This is a genomic window from Crenobacter caeni, assembly GCF_010435965.1.
In the GTDB taxonomy this organism is placed as follows: domain Bacteria; phylum Pseudomonadota; class Gammaproteobacteria; order Burkholderiales; family Chromobacteriaceae; genus Craterilacuibacter; species Craterilacuibacter caeni.
On the sequence record NZ_JAAGAA010000009.1, the window covers coordinates 115,869 to 137,924 of the forward strand.

Here is a 22,056-nt window from a genome sequence, read left to right on the forward strand (position 1 = left end):
TTCAATCTATTTTGATGTTTTTAAATATAGGGCGACCAATAGCTTACGAGTTACGCGAAATAATAGCAGTGGAATTAAACACAAATAGTTCCCGTTTTCAATTTTGCACATTAAAGTCAAGTCAATGCGGTTGGATTTAAGGTGTAAATGCCGGATTCCGGTAAATTTAAATTGTTGTTCGACGTGTAGAGTTGCTATATCTTTTGGTATTATTAGTCGACCAGAAATATTCCTAGTTATCGATTTATTATGGATTCTGTATTCGGCCACGTGTTCATCTATATAGCTATAGTCACCTTGTTTAATTATTCTTAGGAATAGGCTCCTATCTTCTGCTATGTATCGAGTGTCTATCCCGCCCGCTTTCATTATCGCAGAACGCCTATACATCGTTACAGGGCCAACGAGAGACCAACGGAAAAATAATTCTTTTACTACTTGTTCGCCCGATTTGTTTTTAAAGTTCGCGCCATACAACTTCTTGGCTGCATCATCACTTAATATTTTATCTTCGCCATTAATAAGTTTTGCCTTACCAAAAACAGCAGCCGTATTATCGCTCGTAAACCCTTTTAAACGTGAAGTTATACTTGCTTTGTCTAGCTTGTCATCGCTAGCACAAAATGCAATATATTCACCATTCGATTCGTTGACAAGAGTCGAAAGCGTTTTTGTGATTCCATTGTTTATAGTTTTTTTGTGAGATAAATTCTCAAAATAATTTTTATTATTGATAGACCAGGTTTTTATGATTTCATATGAGCTATCTGTTGATCCATCATCAATGATTATTAATTCAATGCGGCCATAATCTTGATTTTTTAATGATTCCAAGCAAGTTTTTATATATTTTTGATGATTGTAGCAAGGTACAAGTATGCTAACTAATGGTTGATTTTTTTGTGATTTCATGTATGTATTCTTTCATTTTTTCTCTATATTGATATTCGCTGTATTTTATTGTGGCTTCATGGTGGCTTTTTTCTGTGTTGTTTAATAGGGTGTTTGTTTCAATGGAATCGCAGTAGTCGAGTGTTTGTATAATGGAGGAGCACGTCAACTCTTCTATTTCAATGCCAAAATCACCTATGTCTATGCCGCATTGTTTACTTACGATTGGAATTAATCCTCCGCGGCCCATTGCCGTTATTACGGATGTCGCGATCCCTTCTGAGCAAGAAGGCAGAATGACAAAGCATGAATCATTGATAATGGATTTGAATTTTGAAGACTCTATATTGACAAACCCATGGATGTAAATGTTTTTGCCTATCGGCAAGTTGTTTAAAAAATAAGCTTCTTTAGATGTGTGTCCGCATACGTGTAATGTCCAATCTGGTCTTTTGGAAAATGCCTCGATAGTTATGTCTAAGCCTTTGTGAAGAAGACCATAGCTGCCAAACCATAAGGCGGTTTTTCTACTTTTTTCAATTTGCTCAAGTGATTTGTTTGTGAAATCATTATTTGTATGATAGGTGGGGTTTATGCGATATATGTTTTTACAGCCATAATCTATGAAAGTTGATATTGTGTAGTCATTCCCAATGCATATAATCGCATCGGCAGCGTTTGCCGCAATGCCCCATCGATAGTCATTTATGCGCAAAGATTCGAGTGGTAGTTTTTTATATTTATTAAAATAATCAGTTAATCTTCCTAGGGAAGCATTGTTGCACTGCCATGGATGCGATCCAGTGGCATAAAATACACGAATAGCAGGGCTGAATGTTGCGGCTGCTTGAAATAAAGGAATTCCTTCTCCTATTATAAGATCGTACTTGGATAAGTCTAGTTTGCTAAATCTGTTATTGTTTTCGATGTCAACGTTATAACCTAGTTCATCAAGGGCATTGGCCATGAATACAGATTCTTGATAGTTGGAGTGAGGCGTATAATTTTTCTTTTTGAAATGATAAGTGCTATATGAAATAAGTGCAGATTTGTTGTGTTTTTTATTGAATATGTTCAATATGGGGCGCTGAAAAATTCTTTCATAGATTGTCACAAAAGTTTGTTGTTTTTTTAACATTTCGATTATTTGCTGTAGCATTACTTTTTTTCTCGGGTATGTATTATGTATAGTATAGATATGGAGGCGCTAGTGGCCCAGCCAATAGCTTGGCCGTATATGCCAGACTCCCATCCGGTGTTTAACTTTATTGTTAAAAAGCAAACCAAGGCTGAGGCAGTCCATTTAAGTGAGTATGCAATGCCTTTGCCATTTTTGATAATGAATGTTGAAAGTGAGAAGTCAACGAATATTATGGGTGTAATTAGTATTGCAATGTTTAGGATTTCGGATGCCTGATTAAAGGAAAGGCCGAATATTAAATTTATTAATTTGGTAGATATTAGCTGCGACAATAGTACTATCACAAGGGATGCAATCAGTAGTACGAGCGTTAGCTTAGTTATGTTTTTTAATGCTGAATTTTTATTGTTGTAAACCATGCTTGGCGCTAGGATCGCTATGAAAAGTGTTGCTAGTGTTGGTATCAAATCAAAAATGCTCATTGCGGCAGTATAATGCCCGTATATTTCACTTTGTATTTTGTCTTTTAGCATTAGCCTATCCATTCTCATGAATGCATACATGAATATTAGTCCTGGCCAAAATTTGATTCCATCAATTAATAGTTTTGTGGCTATTGTTTTTTTGTAGTCCGTTAAGTTAAACCTGTATAGGGTATTGAGTTTTTTGTAAATATAAACGCAGGCAGTTGATGTGATTGCAGGCTCTACCAGGGATGCCAAGACAATGGCATTGTGGTTGAGTTCCAATTTTATGGCTGTATATATAAATGCTGTTTTCGCTAGTGATGCAGATATCCTAAATAAAGATGCTTTGTGTGTATTTCCAGTGGTATCTGAAAGGAATCTGAAAATGCCTAGGGGCTCTGAATATAGTATTGTTATTAATAATATGAATATAAAAGAAAAGCTTTCGCTGTTATTTGATTGCAGATATGTGTAAATTAATAATGTTATGTATACGGTGAATGATATAGCTGCCCGTAAAATTATAGAAGATGTTATGTATCTTTTATTTACGTCGCCCTTGCTGTTTAGTAATCTGTAGAATATTTCACCTGGAAAAAGCCAAGTTAAGCTGGTAGCTACTATTAAGACAGATAGAGCGTATTGGTATGATCCAAAACTACTGACGCCAAAGTATTTAGCAATCCACCCTACGGTAATCATGGATAGTGTAAGTTGGACAAGCTTGTCTATTAGAGCCCAGGCAATGTTAACTATGTGATGCTTTGTCATTAATTGTTATTCTTTGCAGGATGTTTTTTGCTGTACCAAATTAATAAAAATTGAAATATTATTGGAAGGGAAAGCAGCGGGTTGAAGAAGATTAAATAAAATACAGATTGTGCAATGATTGCATATTCCATGCAGTCTCTATTGTTTTTTATCCTGCACCACTTGTATGAGGAGATCAGTCCAAGTAGTATGTTGAAAATTATTATTCCATGTGTCCCTAGGTCATTTACAATTGGTGCGTAGCCTGTGCTCATATTAAATGATTCATGTACCAATATGTCAGTGGCCAAATCGGATTCTGCAAAAATAAATTTTTTTAAAACATTTGGCACCAAGCCTGATAATGTATTTGTCAATGAATAGTTTATGTGGCTAGTGTTTGCTATGTTTAATAAGTTATTAAAAGGTGTTGTTAGGTACATGTACGACCAAGTAAATTCGTTCGGAATCCATGCGGGGTAATTTTCATTTATTTCAGCAAGCTCCATAAAAGAATTACTTGTTCCTTCATTAAAGGATCTTATGTTTCCAAGAGTTCCGAATATAAATGAAATAGTTATTGCTGCCATCGTTAATTTAACAAAGGTGATTACTTTTAAATTATTTGTTTTATATAGATATACAAAAAACAATTGTACGATAGATACCATTACTAAAAATCTACTAAACATACATAGCATCCATATGAATAGAAAAATTATTTTATTAAGGTCCTTTTTTTCTTCAATATATTTTATGAAATAAACCATCAAAAGATATAGGTTTATGGAGTTAAGTATTCCATGTAGTCCAGAATAGCCATAATCTGCATAACCCCTACTGTCACCGGTTATGGCCCATGTAAGTGGGACTCCTTGCAAGGTAATGGCTTCAAATGTACTTCCAATTATTAGTGTGGTTAACAGTATTTTGATTTTTTTATTACTTATGGTTTGTGTTGTTATTGATTTTTTTGGTGGTGGTGTGAGCTTTTTATTTTTTGTTTTTAACAGTCCTGCTTGAGTTCCAACAATGGAGCCGAAAAGAAATGGTGTTATAAGATATATTATATAAAAGCTTATATATTCTTCTGGGTTAAATATTAAAATGTTTGACCATTTTCCGGAGTAGAGGGCTATTACGGTAGACCAAACAATGAAAAATATAATAAATGGGTGCGTTATAATTTTATTCATTTGCGATATTTTTTATCATGGGGACGCGCTGAAAAAATACGCTCCAGCGCGGCACAGCGTCATCAACTGCGCGGCTTTCTTGGCCAGCCCCCGGTAACGGACTTTCTTCAAGCCAAACCGGTTCTTGATGATATGGAAGGGATGCTCAACCTTGGCACGGATGCGGACCTTGATGATTTCAAGCTGATCACGCAACCGGTCGATTTCCTTGCCCATGTCCAGTGCGCGCCGCTTGCCGGGCCGCATCGCGATATTCCAGCGTACCTTGCCCTGGGCTTCCGGCCGTTTGCCAGCACCTTGATAGCCGGCATCCCCGTAGCCCTCCTGCTCGTCGCCATGTAGCAGTGCTTGTGCCTGGGTGACGTCATTCACGTTCGCCGTCGTGCCGATGACCGTGTGCACCAAGCCAGAGGCGGCATCCACCCCGATGTGTGCCTTCATGCCGAAGTGCCACTGTTGCCCTTCTTGGTCTGATGCATCTTGGGGTCGCGCTCGCCCTTCGCGTTCTTGGTTGAGGACGGTGCCGCGATGATCGTGGCGTCAACTATGGTGCCTTCGCGCAACATCAGGCCTTGGCTGGCCAGATGTGCTTTGATCGTGGCGAAGATGGTTTCGGTCAACTGATGCGTTTCGAGCAGGCGGCGGAACTTGAGCAGGGTGGTCGCATCGGGCGCCGACTCACGCCCTAGGTCGAGACCGACAAACTGACGGATGGCCCTTACTGTCGTAGAGCGCATCTTCTATACCCTCGTCGGACAGCCCCGGGCTCTGCTGCACGATGTACATGCGCAGCATCTTTTTCAGACGGATCGGCGGCGCCCGCCACCTTTCGGGTAGAACGGCGTCAGCGCCGCAAGCAGCTCGGACCACGGGGTGATTCGTTCCAGCTCTGCCAGGAAACGCTCACGCCGCGTTGTCTTGCGCTTCGCGGCATACTCCAGATCAGCAAAACTCTTCTGCATCGGTCCGACCCATCCACATTCGTTCTCACTGCACAGATTTTCGCATTGCATCATGCGTCCGACACATCTCTGTCCGGATTAAATCAGCATGTCCTTAGCTATTGAGTCAATGATGATGTTTTGCCGTGAAACAGGCAAATCATGGCTTAATTTCGCGACATTGAGCTGTTCTGCGCAAGATTACACCGAGCAAGCCCGTGCCGCGGCAATCGCTATGGAAACTTGTTCGTCATTCATGGTTGGTCCCATTGGCAGGCTGAGCACCTGCTGATGGATGCGTTCGGCGATCGGGAAGTCACCTTGCCGGTAAGCGAGCCCGGCGTAGGCCGGCTGCAGGTGCGGCGGGATCGGGTAGTGGATCATGGTGCCGATGCCATGCGCGGCCAATTGCTGCTGCAACTCGTCCCGCTTGGCGCTGCGCACAACGTACAAGTGCCACACAGGGGTGGTGTCCGCCAATACCGTGGGCAGGGTCAGGCTGCAATCCTGCAGGCCTTGCTGGTACTGTGCGGCGATCTCCTGGCGACGGCGGGTTTCGGCATCGAGATGCGGCAACTTGACGCGCAACAGCGCCGCCTGCAATTCGTCCAGCCGGCAATTGAAGCCCTGTAGTTCGTTGTGGTACTTCTGCTGGGAGCCGTAGTTGGCGAGGACGCGTACCTTGTCGGCGAGTGCTGCATCGTGGGTGGTGACCGCGCCGGCGTCGCCCAAGGCCCCAAGATTCTTGCCAGGGTAGAAACTGAAGCCGGCGGCGTGGCCGAGGCTGCCAACCTTGCGCCCCTTGTACAGCGCACCATGTGCCTGCGCCGCATCTTCGATCACTTTCAGGCCGTGCCTGTCGGCGATGGCCATGATCGCGTCCATATCCGCCGGTTGGCCGTACAGGTGGACGGCGATGATGGCGCGGGTGCGCGGGGTGATCGCCGCCTCGATGCGGGCAGGGTCGATATTGCATGTGGCTTCGTCCGGCTCGACCGGCACCGGCGTCGCGCCGGCGTAGGTGGCGGCCAGCCAGGTGGCAATATAGGTGTTGGACGGGACGATCACCTCGTCCCCCTCACCGATCCCCCACGCACGCAGGATCAGGTGCAGCGCGTCCAGGCCGTTGCTGACACCCACGGCGTGCGGCGTGCCGCAATAGTCGGCAAATTCCTGTTCGAAGGCCTTGACCTCTTGGCCGAGGATATACCAGCCGGAATCCAGCACGCGTTCAAAGGCTGCTTTCAATTCGTCACGGTGGGCGAGGTTTATGGCCTTGAGGTCGAGAAAGGTAATGTTCATTTTAAGTAGCGGATAATTTTTGCAGGATTGCCGATTACGAGTGCATAGTCGGGTACATCTTTGGTAACGACACTACCAGCACCTACCATTGCGCCTGTTCCGATGGTGATGCCTGGAAGAATAGTTGCGTTCGCACCAATCGAAGCCGACTGCTTGATCAGTGTTCTTGAAAATTCGTCAGGATAATTCTTGGATCGCGGGTACTTGTCGTTTGAGAAGGTAACATTCGGACCAATGAAGACATCGTCTTCAACGGTGGTTCCATCCCATAGCTGAACGCCACATTTGACGGTTACTCGATGGCCGATATCTACGTCGTTCTCAAAAAAACAGTGGGAACAGATGTTGCAGTCATCTCCAATCCTTGCTTTGGGCAAAATGACTACAAACTGCCAAACATTGGTGTTTGTGCCTATTTGGCTAGACTGGACATCACTGAGTGGATGAATCATTTTTTGATCGCCCGATAAATTCTTCATGACTTCGGATGTAATCAGACTCATCGTAATGCGAATCCGCCAACACCATCAGCACGCAGTCTTCTGAGAAATCGTACATTTCCCGCCACATCATTGACTCGATCAGCAGGCCCTGTGCCGGGTTGTCCAGCAGTAGTTCGATTTGCTCTTGGCCGTTATCCAGATGAAAACGGCACGAACCGCGTACGGCAATGACAAGTTGGGTCAGGTTCTTGTGGGCGTGAAAACCGCGCCGTACACCTTCCTTGGTGCCGAACAGGTAGTAGACGCGGCGGATGGTGAAGGGAACGTTCTTCTGGTCTTCCAGCGCGACCAGCGAGCCGCGTTCGTCACCGTGTTTTTGTAGCTGGATCAGCTTGATTTCCATGTAGAACCTTTGCTAGTTGAACTTTTCGGCCTGTGTGAACGAAACGCCTTGTTCGTCCTTGGCAGATACGATCGGCGGCTGGCTAAGCGGCCAGCGGATGGCGATGGCCGGGTCGTCCCAACGGATACATGCCTCCCCCTGCGGCGCGTAGTAATCGCTTGCCTTGTACAGCAACTCTGCCGTTTCGCTGAGCGTCACAAAGCCGTGGGCGAAACCTTCCGGGATCCACAGCTGCCGCTTGTTGTCGGCTGACAGATTCACGCCAACCCAGTGACAAAAAGTCGGCGAGCCTGCGCGGATATCGACGGCGACGTCGAACACTTCGCCTGCCGCGCAGCGCACTAGCTTGCCTTGCGCGTGCGGCGGGCGCTGGTAGTGCAGGCCGCGCAGGACGCCTTTGCTGGATTTGCTGTGGTTGTCTTGAACGAAAGTAACTTCACGGCCGATGGCCTGGTTGAAGCGTTGCTGGTTGAAGCTTTCGAAGAAGAAGCCGCGTTCGTCTTCGAAGACGCGGGGTTCGATGATCTTGACGTCGGGGATGGCGGTGTCGATGACGTTCATGGTGGCTTGTCTTTGCTTGTTTGATTGTCGCCGTCAGTTGGCGAATCTTTCATCTGGCGGCTCCCTCATCCGGCGCTGCGCGCCACCTTCTCCCAGAGGGAGAAGGAATGTGGAGAAAGGCTCTGCGGAGCGTCTCCCTGAGGGAGAAGGATTTGGGCCGGTTCATTATTCGGCGCTTTCCGCCAGTTTTTTTCTCGGTGGTGGAACACGCCGCTTGGCAGCAGCTATCCCACGATGCTGGTTTTACAGCGGGCAGTGCTGGGTGTTGCTGGCGCGGGCACTTTGCTGGCTATGAAACAGCCGTTCGACTACATGCTCTACGCCGGCTTGCCACGGTGGCAGGGTGAGGCCGAAGGCGCGTTGCAGTTTGCTGCAGTCCAGCCGCGAGTTGGCCGGACGTCGGGCGGGCAGCGGGTAGTCTGCGGTCCCGATGGCGCGGATGGCGGCCGGGCCCAGTTGCAGCGGATAGCCCAGGCTGCGGGCATGGGCGATGGTGTGGCAGGCGTAGCCGTGCCAGCTGGTTTCGCCTTGCGCAGCCAGATGGTAGGTGCCGTAGTCGAAACGGTGGGTGGGGCGGCGGTAGTGGGTGATCAGCTGGGCGGTCACGTCGGCGATCAGCGCGGCGCTGGTGGGCGCGCCAATCTGGTCGGCCACCACGCTCAGGCTGTCGCGTTCGCTGGCGAGGCGCAGCATGGTCTTGAGGAAGTTGTTGCCGTGGGCTGCGTAGACCCAGCTGGTGCGCAGGATCAGGTGGTGGCCGGTGCGCGCGCGCACCGCCTGTTCGCCCAGCCATTTGCTGTGGGCGTAAACCGACTGCGGATACGGGGTGTCGTCTTCGGTCCATGCGCGATCGCCCGCACCGCCAAAGATGTAGTCGGTGCTGTAGTGGATCAGCAGGGCGTCGTTGGCGGCGCACCAGCGTGCCAGCACGCCGGGCGCGTGCGCGTTGATGGCGTGGGCCTGCGCGCATTCGCTTTCTGCGCGGTCGACGGCGGTATAGGCAGCTGGGTTGACGACGATCTGCGGGCTCAGCTCGTCCAGAGTGGCCAACATGGCGGCCTCGTCGGCCAGATCAAACTGTTCGCGGTTCAAGGCGAAGACTTCGCCCAGCGGTGCCAGTGCGCGGCGCAGTTCGAAGCCGAGCTGGCCGTTGGCACCGGTAATCAGGATGCGGCTCATTCGTGCTTTCCGTCTGGTGGGCTTAGTGCTGCGCAATCAGCTGCAGTAGGTATTGGCCGTAGGCGTTTTTCTTGAGCGGGGTGGCCAGTTTTTCCACCTGCGCCGCGTCGATCCAGCCGCTAAGAAAAGCAATTTCTTCCGGACACGCCACCTTCAGCCCCTGCCGGCTTTCAATGGTGGCGATGAACTGGCTGGCTTCCAGCATCGATTCGTGGGTGCCGGTATCCAGCCACGCGTAGCCGCGGCCCATGGTCTGCACGTCGAGCTGGCCTTGCTGCAGGTAGACGTTGTTGACGTCGGTGATTTCCAGTTCGCCGCGGTGCGAGGGCCGGATGGTCTTGGCGATGTCGACCACCTGCTCGTCGTAGAAATACAGGCCGGTGACGGCGTAATTGCTTTTCGGTTGCTTGGGCTTTTCTTCGATCGACAGCGCCTTGCCGCTGGCGTCGAACTCGACCACGCCGTAACGCTCCGGGTCGTTCACGTGGTAGGCAAACACGCTGGCGCCGCTGGTTTTACTGTTGGCGTCTTGCAGTAGTTTGCTGAAGTCGTGGCCGTAGTAGATGTTGTCGCCGAGCACCAGCGCGGAGGGCGCGCCGTTAAGGAAGGCTTCGCCGATCAGGAAGGCCTGGGCGAGGCCATCCGGGCTGGGCTGTACGGCGTAGCTCAACAGCAAGCCCCACTGGTTGCCGTCGCCCAGCAGTTGTTCGAAGCGCGGGGTGTCCTGCGGGGTGGAAATGATCAGGATGTCGCGGATGCCGGCGAGCAGCAGCGTGCTCAGCGGGTAGTAGATCATCGGCTTGTCGTAGATCGGCAGCAGTTGCTTGCTGACGGCGAGGGTGGCCGGGTAGAGACGGGTGCCGGAGCCGCCGGCGAGGATGATGCCTTTGCGGGCTTGTGTCATGTTTTGCATTCCAAGATTTGGGTGTTGCTTGCGTGTTTATGTGGGCCGCCCTCATCTGGCGCTGCGCGCCAGCCTCTCCCAGAGGAGAAGGATTGCTGCTCTGGTGGGTTACGCCGCTGTCAGAGGCTAACCCACCCTACGGTGGCTATCCCACCCTACGTTTGGCTGCCCGGATCCGGCGGGGTGCCGTGCTGCGCCTTCACTTCCGCGCGCAGCACTTCGATCTCGTGGCTGAGCGCTTCGTATTCTTCCAGCTTGCGCTGCAGGAAGCTCTTGGTAAGCAGCGCTTTCTCTGCGACCCCGCTGGGCGTGAGCACGTAGACGTAGCCGAACTTGTTCTTGGCGCGCGCGAAGTTCTGCATCTTGACCCAGCCCTTTTCCATCAACGCCTTCAGGCAGTAGTTGAGCCCGCCGACGCTGATGCCCAACTGGCTGGCCAGTTCGCGCTGGGTAAGGTCGGGGTTGTCCTGCAGCAGGCGCAGCACCCGGTAGTAGGTGTCTTCCTGCAGTCGGCTTTGGCGGCTGCTCATGCGGTGGCGGGTCGGGAAGGGCGGTTTCGGGCACGCTACCGCCTTGCCGTGTCACGTTCGGCAAGCGCGGATTGCTATAAACGGGCAGTGGCCGTTGCTGGCTACTGTTCAAGATTGAACGATTCTATCCCTTCAGGGCGCTACGTCCAAGCAAACCAATAGGGTAGGCCATCAGTGATGGATTGCCTGTGTCGCGATTTACCCTCAGTGGTGGCGTCCTAAACCGGCTTGCCCAGATGGGCGGTGTCGATCCGCATGCGTACCTGCTTGTGCAGGAGTTCCAGCAGCACCAGCGAGCGTTGTTCGGCGTCGCTGCACTGGTAGATGGCCTCCAGTCCGGCGAACGGGCCCTCGGTGATGCGCACGGTTTCGCCGGGCGCAAACAGGCTGCCGGCCGGCAGTGCCGCTTCGTGCGCGCGCAGCTGTGCGATCAGCGCATCGTCGACCCTGGCCGGTAGCCTGCCGAACTGCACCAGGGTACTGACGCCGAGGGTGGAGCGGATCGGCGCCCAACTGCGACCGCCCTCGCTGCTGTCCAGGTGGATGAACAGGTAGCGCGGGAACAGCGCTTCGCTCACCTGTTGCGCCTTGCCGCGGCGCAGCTTCTCCACGCTGGTCAGCGGCAGGTAGCAGGTGTAGCCCTGCTGCTCGAGGTTCAGGAGTGCCTTGGTTTCCTGGCGGGGCTTGGTGTGGACCAGATACCAGGCGAGTTGCGGTGCTGGGGTTTGCGGCATGGTGTTGCTTCAGGTGCGGTTTAGTGCCGGGCAGGCACCCTCCGGCAGAGGCGGGTGCCCGGTCGCTCGCAGGCGGGCTCAGCCGTACTGCTTCTCCACCCAGTCGCGGTACGCGCCGCTGCTGACATTCGCGACCCACTCTTGGTTGGCGAGATACCACTTAACCGTTTTGCGGATGCCGGTCTCGAAGGTTTCGGCCGGTTTCCAGCCCAGTTCCTGCTCCAGCTTGCGTGCGTCGATCGCGTAGCGGCGGTCGTGGCCGGGGCGGTCGGTGACGAAGCGGATCTGCGTGGCGTACGAGGCGCCGTCCGCACGCGGGGCAAGCTCGTCGAGGATAGAGCACAGGGGGCGCACCACTTCGATATTCGGCTTCTCGTTCCAGCCGCCGACGTTGTAGGTCTCGCCCAGGCGGCCGGCGGCCAGCACGCGGCGGATCGCGCTGCAGTGGTCCTTCACGTACAGCCAGTCACGCACCTGCATGCCGTCGCCGTAGATGGGGAGTTCCTTGCCGGCGAGTGCGTTGAGGATTACCAGCGGGATCAGCTTTTCCGGGAAGTGGTAAGGCCCGTAGTTGTTGCTGCAGTTGGTGGTCAGCACCGGCAGGCCGTAGGTGTGGTGCCACGCGCGCACCAGGTGGTCGGATGCGGCCTTGGACGCCGAGTACGGGCTGTTCGGCTCGTAACGGTGGGTCTCGCTGAATGGCGCATCATCCGGTGCGAGAGAGCCGTACACCTCGTCGGTCGACACGTGCAGGAAGCGGAAAGCGGCTTTTTCTTCCGCTGGCAGGCCGCTCCAGTAGCCGCGCACGCTCTCCAGAAGGTTGAAGGTGCCGACCACGTTGGTGTGGATGAAGTCGCCCGGGCCGTGGATGCTGCGGTCGACGTGGCTCTCGGCGGCAAAGTTGATGACCGCGCGCGGACGGTGCTCGGCGAGCAGGCGCGACACCAGTTCGCGGTCGCCGATGTCGCCGCGCACAAAGATGTGGCGCGTGTCGCCTTCGAGCGATGCGAGCGTCTGCAGGTTGCCGGCGTAGGTGAGCTTGTCGAGGTTGACGACGGGCTCGTCGCATTGAGCCAGCCAGTCGAGCACGAAGTTGGCGCCGATAAAGCCGGCGCCGCCGGTGACGAGAATCATCTGTTATTTCCTGAAGTCGGGTTGTTGCTATGGTCGCTTGAGGTCTGCGCACAAAGTGAAGCGGGCAAGGCACCCTGTCGCCAGAACACCCTGCCCGCGGTACCGCCCGAAATGTTGGGCCGTCGCCGACCCGGTGCTGCCTCTCCAAGAATTTGCAGCCATTTTACGGGCGGGCACGCGCGGGCGGTATCCGTAGAACTACGTACTGGCGCCAGATTTTAAGCTCAGGCGTAACCGTCCGGGTTGGTGCGCTGCCAACGCCAGCTGTCCGCGCTCATTTCTTCTATATCTTTCTCCGCCTGCCAACCCAAGAGTTCGCGCGCGGCGGCCGGATCGGCCCAGCAGGCGGCGACGTCGCCGGAGCGGCGCGGCGCGATGCGGTAGGGCAGCGTCTTGCCGCAGGCGGCCTCGAAGGCGTGTAGCACTTCGAGCACCGAGTAGCCGCGGCCGGTGCCGAGGTTGGTGGTGATCAGCCCGCCGGTGTGCCTGAGCGCGTCGAGTGCCGCCAGGTGCCCGCGCGCCAGGTCCACCACGTGGATGTAGTCGCGTACGCCGGTGCCGTCGACGGTCGGGTAGTCGTCGCCGAAAACGCTCAACGCTTCGCGCTTGCCGACGGCGACCTGGCAGATGAAGGGCATCAGGTTGTTCGGGATGCCGTTCGGGTCTTCGCCGATCAGGCCGGACGGGTGCGCGCCGACCGGGTTGAAGTAGCGCAGGATGGCGATGTTCCAGCCCGGTTCGGCGCGGGCAAGGTCGCGCAGCATGTCCTCAACCATCAGCTTGCTGCGCCCGTACGGGTTGGTTGCCGACAGCGGGAAGTCCTCGCGGATCGGCACGCTGGCTGGGTCGCCGTACACGGTGGCGCTCGACGAGAACACCAGGTTCTTCACGCCGTGGCGCTGCATCGCCTGCAAGAGCTTCAGGGTGCCGGCGACGTTGTTGTTGTAATAGGCAAGCGGTTGCTCGACCGATTCGCCGACCGCCTTCAGGCCGGCGAAGTGAATTACCGCCTTGATCGGGTAGCGCAGCACCAGGTCGAGCTTCTCGCGGTCGAGGATGTCGCCCTCGACCAAGAGCGGCGCGCGGCCGGTGATCTTCTCGATGCGGCGCAGCGCCTCGGGCTTGCTGTTGCTGAAATTGTCGAGCACCACCACATCGTGGCCGGCTTCCAGCAGTTGCACGCAGGTATGGCTGCCGATATAGCCGGCGCCGCCGGTGATCAGGATCATGTCGATATCCTCAAGCTTTCAGTTTGTCGCGCAGCCCGGCGAGCGCATCGCGTCCAAGTACCCAGAGGCTGCCCAGCAGCAGGCCGCCGATCGCGCCGAGCGCAAGGATCAGCGCGCGTTTTGGTTTGTCGCGCTGCACCGGCAGTGTCGGTGCTTCCAGATAGTGGAAGCTCTGCTTGCTGCCCTTCAGTGCGGGCAACAGGTTGATCTGCTGCAGGCGGTTTTCCAGTTGGTAGTAGCGTGCGGGGTAGACGGGCTGCCCTTGTTTGAGGGTGTCTATTCTAGCTTGTAGCGAGCGGGTACCAAGCAAAAACAGCATTTCGGGCTTTTCCACCGTCTGGTAACTGCTGCCCTTGAATGTATCGATACCGCCTCTGGCGGCCGTGTCGCGTGCCCGTTGAGTGGCATCTAGCAGGCTGCGGTTGCGTGCCTGCTGCTGCAGGGCGAGGTTCTGTTTCTCGTCCTGCAAGTCAAGCTTGAGCGTGTTGCTGGCGACCTGATATTCGCGGGCTTTGTCTTTCCATACCCCGGCGTTCACGCTGCCTAGATAGTCCTGCAGGAGCTTGCGTGCCGCGTCGGGAGAGTCTGCCGTCAGTTGGACCTGATGGTAGAGCTGCTTCTTGCCGTCCGGCGCGCTGACGGTGATGTCGTCCTGGCTAAGTCGCTCCAGTAGCCTAGCCTGTGCTTGCGGAGACAGTTCGGCCGCCTGCTGGCGATAGTAGGCTGTTCCCTGCCAGAAGTGCCGGCGGGCGTCGGCTGAAGCCAGTTGGGTTTGCGTCGTATCGAAGACTTTTTTACTAACTTCATCGAGCGTTAGGCGCGGCTTCTGCTGGATCGGGTTGCCCTTCTCGTCCAGCAGTTGTTCGCTGCCGTCGTTCTGGATGCGCCACAGTTGCTGCTGGGCCTGGTAGTAATCCCCGAGTTCCTCTGCCTGGGGCTGGACGATGGTCGCGCGCGACGTCCATTCTTCCTTGGCCGTGAAGGCGTAAGCTGCGGCAAGCCCGATGCCGGCGGTCGTCACGCCGGCGACCAGCCAGCGCCCGTGCCACAGCTTGGCAAGCAGTTCGGTTAGATCGATTTCGTCGTCGGTAGTAGATTCAATAACTTGCTGAGTCATGGTTGATTGATGCAATCCGATATTCAAGTTGTATGTCGAATTTTCTGATTGTACCAAGGTCGAGTGTGATGCGTGGCCTTGGCCACGGTCAAAAGTTTGCCACTTCCCCCTTGAAAACAGCTTGCCCCGTCCCTACCATTAGCACTCGTTGGTGGTGAGTGCTAACTGCCACCCGTTTGTTGCTTGAAACATCCCTTTTCAACGCCACTGCTATCAGGAGTGAACAATGGCAATCCGTCCCCTGCACGACCGCGTCGTCATCAAGCGTCTTGAGGCTGAAGAAAAAACCGCTTCCGGCATCGTTCTGCCGGGTGCTGCCGCCGAGAAGCCGGACATGGGCGAGGTTATCGCCGTCGGCAACGGCAAGATCCTCGAGAACGGCGAGCGCCGTGCGCTGGAGCTGAAGGTCGGCGACAAGGTGCTGTTCGGCAAGTACGCCGGCCAGTCCGTCAAGATCGACGGCGAAGAAGTACTGGTGATGCGTGAAGAAGACGTGATGGGCATCGTCGAGTAATCCGACCCGCACGCAACTTAAACTTACAGAATTCTGGAGATCAGCAATGGCTGCTAAAGACGTACGCTTCGGCGATTCCGCTCGCGCGAAAATGGTTGTCGGTGTCAACATCCTGGCTGACGCCGTCAAGGTGACCCTGGGCCCGAAGGGCCGCAACGTGGTGCTGGACCGCTCGTTCGGCGCGCCGACCATCACCAAGGACGGCGTGTCGGTCGCCAAGGAAATCGAACTGAAGGACAAGTTCGAGAACATGGGCGCGCAGATGGTGAAGGAAGTTGCCTCCAAGACTTCCGACGTGGCCGGTGACGGCACCACCACCGCCACCGTGCTGGCACAGGCGATCGTGCAGGAAGGCATGAAGTACGTGACCGCCGGCATGAACCCGATGGACCTGAAGCGCGGCATCGACAAGGCCGTGATCGCCCTGGTCGACGAGATCGCCAAGATCGCCAAGCCGTGCGCGACCACCAAGGAAATCGCGCAGGTCGGTTCCATCTCCGCCAACTCCGACACCGACATCGGTGAAATCATCGCCACCGCGATGGAGAAGGTCGGCAAGGAAGGCGTGATCACCGTCGAAGACGGCAAGAGCCTGAACAACGAGCTGGACGTGGTCGAGGGCATGCAGTTCGACCGCGGCTACCTGTCGCCGTACTTCATCAACAACCCGGACAAGCAGGCCGCGATCCTCGAGAATCCGTTCGTGCTGCTGTTCGACAAGAAGATCAGCAACATCCGCGACCTGCTGCCGGTGTTGGAGCAAGTGGCGAAGAGCGGCCGTCCGCTCTTGATCATCGCCGAAGACGTCGAAGGCGAAGCGCTGGCGACGCTGGTGGTCAACACCATCCGCGGCATCCTGAAGGTCGTGGCCGTGAAGGCACCGGGCTTCGGCGACCGCCGCAAGGCCATGCTGCAGGACATCGCGATCCTGACCGGCGGCACCGTGATCGCCGAAGAAGTCGGCCTGACGCTGGAAAAGGCGACCATCGACATGCTGGGCCAGGCCAAGCGTATCGAAGTGGCCAAGGAAAACACCACCATCATCGACGGTATCGGTGAAGTGGCTGCGATCCAGGCGCGAGTCGGCGAGATCCGCAAGCAGGTGGAAGAAGCAACCTCCGACTACGACCGCGAGAAGCTGCAGGAACGCCTGGCCAAGCTGGCCGGTGGCGTGGCCGTGATCAAGGTTGGCGCAGCCACCGAAGTCGAAATGAAAGAGAAGAAGGCCCGTGTCGAAGACGCGCTGCACGCGACCCGCGCCGCCGTCGAAGAAGGCGTGGTGCCGGGTGGTGGCGTTGCGCTGCTGCGTGCCCGCGCAACCCTGGCCAGCGTTGCCACCAGCAACACCGACCAGGAAGCCGGTGTGAAGATCGTGCTGCGCGCCATCGAAGCGCCGCTGCGCCAGATCGTGCAGAACGCCGGTGACGAGCCGTCCGTGGTGGTTGCCAAGGTGCTGGAAGGCAAGGGCAACTTTGGTTACAACGCTGGCTCCAGCGAGTACGGCGACATGATCGAGATGGGCGTGCTGGATCCGGCCAAGGTGACCCGCACCGCGCTGCAACACGCTGCTTCGGTCGCCGGCCTGATGCTGACCACCGACTGCATGGTCGCTGAGCTGCCGGAAGACAAGCCGGCTGCCCCGGACATGAGCGCCATGGGTGGCATGGGCGGCATGGGCGGCATGATGTAAGCTGCCGGACACCGTCCGACACGAAAACCCCGCGAGCTACTCGCGGGGTTTTTTTATGCCCGCGCGTTTTACAATGCGCTCATTCATCGCACGCAAAGGACAGGACAATGCAAAGGGACGATCTCATCGCGCTGATCGACAGCTGGCTCGAGCCGTGGCGCTACCGCGACTACAGCCCGAACGGGCTGCAGGTCGAGGGGCGGGCCGAGGTGAGCCGCGTGGTGTGCGGGGTGACCGCGTCGCAGGCGCTGATCGACGCCGCCATCGAGCGCGGCGCCGACACCGTGCTGGTCCACCACGGCTACTTCTGGAAGGGAGAGGACGCACGGGTGGTCGGCATGAAGCGCGCGCGCTTGGCCAAGCTGCTTGCGCACGACATCAACCTCATCGCCTACCACCTGCCGCTGGACGCGCACCCGGAGTTGGGCAACAACGCGCGCCTGGGCGCGCTGCTCGGCGCCGAGGTGGCGGGGCAGGCGGGCGAGCAGGGCCTTCTGTGGCACGGCACGCTGGCCGAGCCTGAGCGCGCGGCTGATTTTGCCAAAAGGCTGTCGATGACGCTCGGGCGGGACGCGCTGCTGGTCGGCGACGAGGGGCGGCTGCTCAACCGTATCGCGTGGTGCACCGGCGGTGCGCAGGGCATGTTCGCCGACGCGATCGCACTGGGGGTGGACGCCTTCGTAACGGGCGAAGCGTCCGAGCGCAATGCGCACGAGGCAAGGGAGAGCGGGGTGGCGTTCATCGCCGCCGGACACCACGCGACCGAGCGCTACGGCATCCAGGCACTGGGTGCGCGGCTTGCAGGAGAGACCGGTCTTTCCGTCGACTACGTCGAAGTCGGCAACCCGATTTGAATGAAAGTTAGGGAAGCACCGCACAATTTATTTGCATATTCACTTCAAGTCCCTAGGCGTAATCGGGTAAACTTGCGCGGTATACAAGCTCGATTCCATGTTTGAGGATGACTTTAAAATGAGTGAGCAGAAAGTCGATGCGGGGCGTCGCCGTTTCCTGACCGTCGCCACCACCGCCGCAGGCGGGGTGGCCGCGGCTGGGGTCGCCACGCCGTTCCTGATGAGTTTCTTTCCGTCGGAGCGGGCCAAGGCCGCCGGTGCCCCGGTCGAGGTGGATATCAGCAAGCTCGAGCCCGGCCAGAAGATCAACGTCGAATGGCGCGGCAAGCCGGTGTGGGTGCTCTCGCGCACGCCCGAGCAGCTCAAGGCGCTACCGGGGGTCAACGGCGACGTGCTGGACCCCAACTCCGAAATGCCGCAGCAGCCGGCGTACTGCCAGAACGAGTTCCGTTCGATCAAGCCGGAAATCCTGGTTGCCGTCGGCATCTGTACCCACCTCGGTTGCTCGCCAACCTACCGTCCGGACCTCGCGCCGGCCGACCTCGGCCCGAACTGGAAGGGCGGCTTCTACTGTCCGTGCCATGGCTCCAAGTTCGACCTGGCCGCCCGCGTCTACAAGGGTGTACCGGCGCCGTCCAACCTCGAGATTCCTCCGCACAAATACCTCACCGAGACCAGGTTGCTGGTCGGTGACGACAAATAAGCAAGGGAAGGCCTGATATGAGCAAAGGACAAACCATTGTGGAAAACGCGAGCGAGCGCGCGGCCGACGCGGCTCGCCCGGGGGCTGGCGGCAAGGTGCTCGAGTGGATCGACGCGCGCTTTCCGCTGTCGTCGTCGCTGAAGGCGCACGTCACCGAGTATTACGCACCGAAGAACTTCAACTTCTGGTACTTCTTCGGTTCGCTGGCGATGCTGGTGCTGGTGATCCAGATCGTCACCGGTATCTTCCTGACCATGAACTACAAGCCGGATGCGGCGCTGGCGTTCATGTCCGTCGAGTACATCATGCGCGACGTGTCGGGCGGCTGGATCATTCGCTACATGCACTCGACCGGCGCTTCGATGTTCTTCGTCGTCGTCTACCTGCACATGTTCCGCGGCCTGATCTACGGCTCGTACAAGCAGCCGCGCGAGCTGGTGTGGGTGTTCGGCACGCTGATCTTCCTCGCGCTGATGGCCGAGGCGTTCATGGGCTACCTCTTGCCGTGGGGCCAGATGTCGTTCTGGGGCGCTCAGGTGATCGTCAACCTGTTCGGCTCGCTGCCGGTGATCGGCCCTGACCTGTCTGTGTGGATCCGCGGCGACTTCGTGGTGTCCGACGCGACGCTGAACCGCTTCTTCGCGCTGCACGTGATCGCGGTGCCGCTGGTGCTGCTCGCGCTGGTGGTGGCCCACCTGGTTGCGCTGCACGAAGTCGGCTCCAACAACCCGGACGGCGTCGAGATCAAGAAGCTGAAGGACGAAAACGGCATCCCGCTGGACGGTATCCCGTTCCACCCGTACTACACGGTGAAGGACGTGCTGGGCGTGGTGGTGTTCCTGATCGTGTTCTCCGCGATCCTGTTCTTCGCGCCGGAAGGCGGCGGCTACTTCCTCGAGAAGCCGAACTTCGACCCGGCGGATCCGCTGAAGACTCCGCTGCATATCGCGCCGGTGTGGTACTTCACCCCGTTCTACGCGATCCTGCGCGCGGTGCCGTCGTTCTTCGGCACCCAGGTGTGGGGCGTGCTGGCGATGGGCGCAGCCGTCGTGCTGATCGGCCTGTTGCCGTGGCTGGACAAGAGCCCGGTCAAGTCGATCCGCTACCGCGGCCCGAAGTTCAAGGTGATGCTGACCCTGTTCATCATCTCCTTCATCGGCCTGGGTATCCTGGGCGCGATCCCGTCGACCGACGTGCGTACCGTGATTGCGCAGGTGATGAGCTTCGTCTACTTCGCGTTCTTCCTCGCGATGCCGTTCTACACCAAGAACGACGTCGGCAGTACGCCGGTTCCGACCCGGGTGACGATGTCGACGCCGGCTCGCCAGATCCGTTTCGCGATCCTGTGGGCGGTGACCATCATCGGCGCGGCGCTGTTCGCGATGTACGTGTAAACGGGGGACGCTTCAAATGACCAAGACGATTCGACAACTGATCGCGGCCGCCGTCCTTGCCCTGCCGATGGCAGGTGCCTTGGCCGCCGGCGGCGGCAACTACGACAAGGCTCCGATCGACATCAAGGACACCGAGAGCCTGCAGCGCGGCGCGCAGATGTTCACCAACTACTGCCTGTCGTGCCACTCGGCCAACGCGATGCGCTGGAACCGCCTGCAGGATATCGGCTTGTCCGAGCAGCAGATCAAGGACAACATCCTGCCACCGGGCGCCAAGATCGGCGACCCGATGAAGATCGCGATGACGCCGGCGGACGCCAAGGCGTGGTTTGGCGCGATGCCGCCCGACCTGTCGGTGATGGCGCGTGCACGTGGCGCGGATTACATCTACAGCTATCTGCGCAGCTTCTACAAGGACCCGACCCGCGAGACCGGCTGGAACAACCTGGTGTTCGACAAGGCCGCGATGCCGCACGTCTTCTTCGAGTGGCAGGGCGAGCAGGTGCTCAAGCACGAGAAGGGCGCAGACGGCCACGAGGTCGCCAAGCTCGAACTGGTGAAGGCCGGCACGCTGACCAAGCTGGAAAACGGCAAGGCCAACACCGCCGAGTACGACAAGCGGATGGCCGACCTGACCAACTTCATGGTGTTCATGGGCGAGCCTTCGCAGGTCAAGCGCCACCAGCTCGGCTACATCGTGCTGCTGTTCCTGATCGTGGTGATGCTGCCCTTGGCGTATCTGCTGAAGAAGGAATACTGGCGCGACGTCCACTGAGGCAAAACCAGGCAGTGAAAACGGGGGCGCAAGCCCCCGTTTTTCTTTTTGCGATCAGATGCTTGCCGCATCCGGCTGGCGATGCTGCTTGACATCGGTTAAAATGCCTGATTCGCATAGACGCAACAAGGACACACGTTAACCATGATGACTCTGTATTCCGGTACCACCTGCCCGTTCAGCCAGCGTTGCCGCATCGTGTTGCACGAGAAGGGGATGGATTTCGAAATCATCGACGTGGACCTGCACAACAAGCCGGAAGACCTGGCGGTGATGAACCCGTACAACGAGGTGCCGGTGCTGGTCGAGCGCGATCTGATCCTGCACGAATCGAACATCATCAACGAGTACATCGACGAGCGCTTCCCGCACCCGCAGCTGATGCCGGCCGACCCGGTGATGCGCGCGCGTGCCCGCCTGTTCCTGTTCCGCTTCGAGACCGAGCTGTTCCGCCACGTGAAGACGCTGGAAGGCGGCGCCACCGGCAAGGAAGCCTCCAAGGCGCGCGAGGCGATCCGCGACGGGCTGACCACCATCGCGCCGATCTTCGCCAAGCAGAAGTTCGTGCTCGGTGACGAGTTCTCGATGATCGACGTGGCGATCGCCCCGCTGTTGTGGCGTCTCGAGCACTACGGCATCGACCTGGGCAAGAGCGCCGCACCCATCCTCAAGTACGCCGAGCGCCTGTTCCAGCGCCAGTCCTTCATCGACTCGCTGACGCCGTCCGAGAAGGCGATGCGCAAGTAATGGGCACCAGCACCAAGCCCTACCTGCTGCGCGCGCTCTACGAGTGGTGCTGCGACAACGGCCAGACGCCGCACCTTCTGGTGTGGGTCGACGCACGCACCCAGGTGCCGCTCGAATTCGTGAAGAACAACGAGATCGTGCTCAACGTTGGCCCGTCCGCGTGCCGTGCGCTGAAGATCGACAACGACTGGATCTCGTTCTCGGCGCGCTTTGGCGGCGTCGCCCGCGAGATCTGGATCCCGGTCGGCAACGTGATGTCGATCTTCGCGCGCGAAAGCGGCGAGGGTATGGGCTTCGAGGTCGAGGCCGAAGAAACGCCGGACGAGATGCCGCCGGTGTCGCCTGCCGACGCGGGCGCGCCCGACGACGAGCCACCGCCGCGCCCGTCCGGGCCGCCGTCGCTGCGCATCGTCAAGTAAAGGGCTGCACCTGACATCCGCCCGGCTTCGCAAGAAGC

The 22,056-nt window shown here is 56.6% G+C and carries 23 protein-coding genes and 1 pseudogene; 8 read left to right on the forward strand and 16 right to left on the reverse strand.

Going from position 1 to position 22,056, the window contains the following annotated elements; all coding sequences use genetic code 11:
- Positions 1–6: 6 nt before the first annotated feature.
- The 16 genes and pseudogenes from GZH52_RS10880 to GZH52_RS10960 form a co-directional block, all read right to left on the reverse strand.
- Positions 7–912 carry a glycosyltransferase family 2 protein gene (locus tag GZH52_RS10880; protein ID WP_163316491.1) on the reverse strand — a complete coding sequence of 302 codons (906 nt, stop codon included), beginning with the start codon at positions 910–912 and terminating at the stop codon, positions 7–9.
- The gene (locus GZH52_RS10885) at positions 881–2,050 is read right to left on the reverse strand and encodes a glycosyltransferase (RefSeq protein WP_163316492.1); all 1,170 of its coding nucleotides are present in this window, start codon (positions 2,048–2,050) and stop codon (positions 881–883) included. The genes GZH52_RS10880 and GZH52_RS10885 overlap by 32 nt, the downstream gene beginning before the upstream one ends.
- Positions 2,050–3,270 carry an oligosaccharide flippase family protein gene (locus tag GZH52_RS10890; RefSeq protein ID WP_163316493.1) on the reverse strand — a complete coding sequence of 407 codons (1,221 nt, stop codon included), beginning with the start codon at positions 3,268–3,270 and terminating at the stop codon, positions 2,050–2,052. Before GZH52_RS10890 ends, GZH52_RS10885 begins: the two co-directional genes overlap by 1 nt.
- Positions 3,270–4,445, reverse strand: coding sequence for an O-antigen polymerase (locus GZH52_RS10895; RefSeq protein ID WP_163316494.1), 1,176 nt, complete (start codon positions 4,443–4,445; stop codon positions 3,270–3,272). Before GZH52_RS10895 ends, GZH52_RS10890 begins: the two co-directional genes overlap by 1 nt.
- Positions 4,446–4,460: 15 nt before the next feature.
- Positions 4,461–5,407: pseudogene (locus GZH52_RS10900) on the reverse strand (IS5 family transposase).
- 180 nt (positions 5,408–5,587) lie between these two features.
- The gene (locus GZH52_RS10910) at positions 5,588–6,688 is read right to left on the reverse strand and encodes a DegT/DnrJ/EryC1/StrS family aminotransferase (RefSeq protein WP_163316495.1); all 1,101 of its coding nucleotides are present in this window, start codon (positions 6,686–6,688) and stop codon (positions 5,588–5,590) included.
- A complete protein-coding gene (locus tag GZH52_RS17010; RefSeq protein ID WP_275405066.1) occupies positions 6,685–7,191 on the reverse strand; it encodes an acyltransferase in 507 nt (168 codons plus the stop codon). The genes GZH52_RS10910 and GZH52_RS17010 overlap by 4 nt, the downstream gene beginning before the upstream one ends.
- A complete protein-coding gene (locus GZH52_RS10920; RefSeq protein ID WP_163316496.1) occupies positions 7,121–7,534 on the reverse strand; it encodes a sugar 3,4-ketoisomerase in 414 nt (137 codons plus the stop codon). Before GZH52_RS10920 ends, GZH52_RS17010 begins: the two co-directional genes overlap by 71 nt.
- 12 nt (positions 7,535–7,546) lie before the next feature.
- Positions 7,547–8,095: a dTDP-4-dehydrorhamnose 3,5-epimerase gene (gene rfbC, locus GZH52_RS10925; protein WP_163316497.1), complete on the reverse strand. Its 549-nt coding sequence runs from the start codon at positions 8,093–8,095 to the stop codon at positions 7,547–7,549.
- A 243-nt stretch (positions 8,096–8,338) separates the two neighbouring features.
- Complete coding sequence (rfbD, locus tag GZH52_RS10930) at positions 8,339–9,274, reverse strand: dTDP-4-dehydrorhamnose reductase (RefSeq protein WP_163316498.1); 936 nt, start codon at positions 9,272–9,274, stop codon at positions 8,339–8,341.
- Positions 9,275–9,296: 22 nt separating this feature from the next.
- On the reverse strand, positions 9,297–10,178 hold the full coding sequence (rfbA, locus tag GZH52_RS10935) for a glucose-1-phosphate thymidylyltransferase RfbA (protein ID WP_163316499.1): 882 nt from the start codon (positions 10,176–10,178) through the stop codon (positions 9,297–9,299).
- A 155-nt stretch (positions 10,179–10,333) separates the two neighbouring features.
- Positions 10,334–10,708, reverse strand: coding sequence for a MarR family EPS-associated transcriptional regulator (locus GZH52_RS10940; RefSeq protein WP_163316500.1), 375 nt, complete (start codon positions 10,706–10,708; stop codon positions 10,334–10,336).
- 218 nt (positions 10,709–10,926) lie between these two features.
- Positions 10,927–11,442 (reverse strand): transcription/translation regulatory transformer protein RfaH, encoded by a 516-nt coding sequence (gene rfaH, locus GZH52_RS10945; RefSeq protein ID WP_163316501.1) that lies wholly within the window; start codon positions 11,440–11,442, stop codon positions 10,927–10,929.
- A 78-nt stretch (positions 11,443–11,520) separates the two neighbouring features.
- A complete protein-coding gene (gene rfbB / locus GZH52_RS10950) occupies positions 11,521–12,576 on the reverse strand; it encodes a dTDP-glucose 4,6-dehydratase (RefSeq protein WP_163316502.1) in 1,056 nt (351 codons plus the stop codon).
- Positions 12,577–12,800: 224 nt separating this feature from the next.
- Positions 12,801–13,805 carry a UDP-glucose 4-epimerase GalE gene (gene galE, locus GZH52_RS10955; RefSeq protein ID WP_163316503.1) on the reverse strand — a complete coding sequence of 335 codons (1,005 nt, stop codon included), beginning with the start codon at positions 13,803–13,805 and terminating at the stop codon, positions 12,801–12,803.
- Between the two features lie 10 nt (positions 13,806–13,815).
- The gene (locus GZH52_RS10960; RefSeq protein WP_163316504.1) at positions 13,816–14,949 is read right to left on the reverse strand and encodes an LPS O-antigen chain length determinant protein WzzB; all 1,134 of its coding nucleotides are present in this window, start codon (positions 14,947–14,949) and stop codon (positions 13,816–13,818) included.
- Positions 14,950–15,148: 199 nt separating this feature from the next.
- Between GZH52_RS10960 and groES the strand changes: the two genes are divergently transcribed.
- From groES to GZH52_RS11000, 8 genes are all read left to right on the forward strand, one after another.
- A complete protein-coding gene (groES, locus tag GZH52_RS10965; protein ID WP_136555897.1) occupies positions 15,149–15,436 on the forward strand; it encodes a co-chaperone GroES in 288 nt (95 codons plus the stop codon).
- A 46-nt stretch (positions 15,437–15,482) separates the two neighbouring features.
- On the forward strand, positions 15,483–17,126 hold the full coding sequence (gene groL, locus GZH52_RS10970) for a chaperonin GroEL (protein WP_163316505.1): 1,644 nt from the start codon (positions 15,483–15,485) through the stop codon (positions 17,124–17,126).
- A 107-nt stretch (positions 17,127–17,233) separates the two neighbouring features.
- The gene (locus GZH52_RS10975) at positions 17,234–17,980 is read left to right on the forward strand and encodes a Nif3-like dinuclear metal center hexameric protein (RefSeq protein WP_163316506.1); all 747 of its coding nucleotides are present in this window, start codon (positions 17,234–17,236) and stop codon (positions 17,978–17,980) included.
- Between the two features lie 118 nt (positions 17,981–18,098).
- A complete protein-coding gene (gene petA / locus GZH52_RS10980; protein WP_163316507.1) occupies positions 18,099–18,683 on the forward strand; it encodes a ubiquinol-cytochrome c reductase iron-sulfur subunit in 585 nt (194 codons plus the stop codon).
- A gap of 17 nt (positions 18,684–18,700) precedes the next feature.
- Positions 18,701–20,077: a cytochrome b gene (locus GZH52_RS10985; protein ID WP_163316508.1), complete on the forward strand. Its 1,377-nt coding sequence runs from the start codon at positions 18,701–18,703 to the stop codon at positions 20,075–20,077.
- A gap of 16 nt (positions 20,078–20,093) precedes the next feature.
- Positions 20,094–20,852 (forward strand): cytochrome c1, encoded by a 759-nt coding sequence (locus GZH52_RS10990; protein WP_163316509.1) that lies wholly within the window; start codon positions 20,094–20,096, stop codon positions 20,850–20,852.
- A gap of 144 nt (positions 20,853–20,996) precedes the next feature.
- Positions 20,997–21,599, forward strand: a complete 603-nt coding sequence (locus tag GZH52_RS10995; protein ID WP_136555903.1) for a glutathione S-transferase N-terminal domain-containing protein — start codon at positions 20,997–20,999, stop codon at positions 21,597–21,599.
- Positions 21,599–22,018 carry a ClpXP protease specificity-enhancing factor gene (locus tag GZH52_RS11000; RefSeq protein WP_163316510.1) on the forward strand — a complete coding sequence of 140 codons (420 nt, stop codon included), beginning with the start codon at positions 21,599–21,601 and terminating at the stop codon, positions 22,016–22,018. Before GZH52_RS10995 ends, GZH52_RS11000 begins: the two co-directional genes overlap by 1 nt.
- The last annotated feature ends 38 nt before the right edge of the window (positions 22,019–22,056 follow it).